This window comes from Pseudonocardia sp. EV170527-09 (assembly GCF_008369905.1).
GTDB lineage: Bacteria > Actinomycetota > Actinomycetes > Mycobacteriales > Pseudonocardiaceae > Pseudonocardia.
Window position 1 is genome coordinate 1 of sequence record NZ_VRMC01000218.1, and the last position, 1887, is coordinate 1887.

Below are 1887 nucleotides of genomic sequence, written 5' to 3' on the forward strand. Positions count from 1 at the left end.
TACGCCGAGATCTGCGCCGATGAGAAGGCGGCTACCGCGATCGGTGTGCTCGAACGCGCCGTGGCCTGGTTCGCCGAGCGCGGCGTCACCGTCGAGCGGGTCCTGTCCGACAACGGTTCGGCCTACAAGTCCTACGCCTGGCGTGACGCCTGCGCCGGACTGGACATCGCTCACAAGCGAACCCGCCCCTACCGCCCGCAGACCAATGGCAAGATCGAAAGATTCCATCGGACCCTGGCCGACGGCTGGGCCTACGCCCGACTCTATGAGTCGACCCGCCAACGCAACGACGCCCTACCCGGCTGGATGCACTTCTACAATCACCACCGCGCTCACTCCGCCATCGGCAGCCGGCCACCAGTCACCAGGCTGACCAACCTCCCTGGACATCACATCTAGCTACGGCTGCCTGCCCGAACGTCAAACATCAGCCGGGACACGACAACGGGCATCAGCGCTCGCCGTGTCTAGACCTTCCATTCGGTATCAAGCGGCGCCTCCGGCGCCGCCCCGGGCGTGCGGCCTCCGGCCGGTCCCCGGGCGGCGCTACGACGCCAAGTCGCGCCGAAGCCGATACACTCATTAGCTATGCGGTCAGAGTTCTCCGGCTATTTCCCAGTATCAGAAGCCCAACTGAACAAGCTTTGGGCCGGCGCTCTAATTGTCGTAGACGCGAACACTCTTCTCAACCTATATCGCTACAATGAGGGTGCCCGCGAAGCAATGTTGAGAGCTTTAGAGATACTGAAAGATCGACTCTGGACTCCCTATCAAGTGGCGCATGAATTTCACACCAACCGGCCGTCTGTAATAAGAACGCAGGAGCAGGTTCCGACTGTCATTCGTGAAAGCCTCGACCAAATTTCAAACTATATCAAATCACAACTCGGACCACACAAGCGAAACGGCGTCCTCGACGTAGTCGATATGACGGAGAGGCTTGAGGATACAGTCTCCGACCTCAGGTCTTCTGCAGCCGAATCGAAGTTCGGATCTACTCCACAGTCAGATCGCATAGTCGAACGATTGGCTGACATCTTAGATGGTCGAACCGGGCCAAAGTTCTCGACTAAACAACACGCTATCGAAGTTGAGGCGGGCCATCAGCGAATAGCAGAGAACACCCCGCCAGGGCTTCGTGACGCCAACAAGGCAGGCGACAAGGCCGTCGGAGACTACTTGCTATGGCGTCAGCTGATGAACTTCAGCAAGTCGCAAGGACACGATGTTCTCTCTGTGACCGACGACCGTAAGGATGACTGGTGGTGGACACAGGCGAGCTACACCCTCGGCCCCCTACCTGCCCTCCGGGAAGAGTTCGCCAGGGAGACCGGTCAATTCATCTGGTTCTATCGCCCGGCTCGATTCTTAGCCGAACTTAGAACACGAAATCTCAGGCAGGTGTCCGACGACGACATCTCTGCCGTCAGAGAAACTAGTGACCGGTCTGGAGTCAGTCATCGCGAGCGACCGATCTCCGCCTCGTCCCTAGTTGTGATGTCCAGGGAGGTTGGTCAGCCTGGTGACTGGTGGCCGGCTGCCGATGGCGGAGTGAGCGCGGTGGTGATTGTAGAAGTGCAGCCAGCCGGGTAGGGCGTCGTTGCGTTGGCGGGTCGACTCATAGAGTCGGGCGTAGGCCCAGCCGTCGGCCAGGGTCCGATGGAATCTTTCGATCTTGCCATTGGTCTGCGGGCGGTAGGGGCGGGTTCGCTTGTGAGCGATGTCCAGTCCGGCGCAGGCGTCACGCCAGGCGTAGGACTTGTAGGCCGAACCGTTGTCGGACAGGACCCGCTCGACGGTGACGCCGCGCTCGGCGAACCAGGCCACGGCGCGTTCGAGCACACCGATCGCGGTAGCCGCCTTCTCATCGGCGCAGATCTCGGCGTA

3 protein-coding genes are annotated in these 1887 nt (G+C 60.4%); 2 read left to right on the plus strand and 1 reads right to left on the minus strand.

The window, feature by feature from the left end:
* Together FVA95_RS28505 and FVA95_RS34180 are read left to right on the plus strand one after the other, a co-directional pair.
* Window positions 1–399 (plus strand): integrase core domain-containing protein (locus tag FVA95_RS28505; protein WP_149666875.1); only part of this gene is annotated, 399 nt, incomplete at its 5' end.
* Window positions 400–588: 189 nt separating this feature from the next.
* Window positions 589–1593: a PIN domain-containing protein gene (locus FVA95_RS34180; protein ID WP_161992522.1), complete on the plus strand. Its 1005-nt coding sequence runs from the start codon at window positions 589–591 to the stop codon at window positions 1591–1593.
* On the opposite strand, the gene FVA95_RS28510 is transcribed toward FVA95_RS34180, so the two are convergent.
* The coding region (locus tag FVA95_RS28510) for an integrase core domain-containing protein (RefSeq protein ID WP_149666876.1) at window positions 1489–1887 on the minus strand (399 nt) is incomplete at its 5' end. The two genes, FVA95_RS34180 and FVA95_RS28510, sit on opposite strands and share 105 nt — an antisense overlap.

Coding starts and splice junctions, on each gene's coding strand:
- FVA95_RS34180 (WP_161992522.1), top strand. CDS start 589: ATGCGGTCAGAGTTCTCCGGCTATTTCCCAGTATCAGAAGCCCAACTG.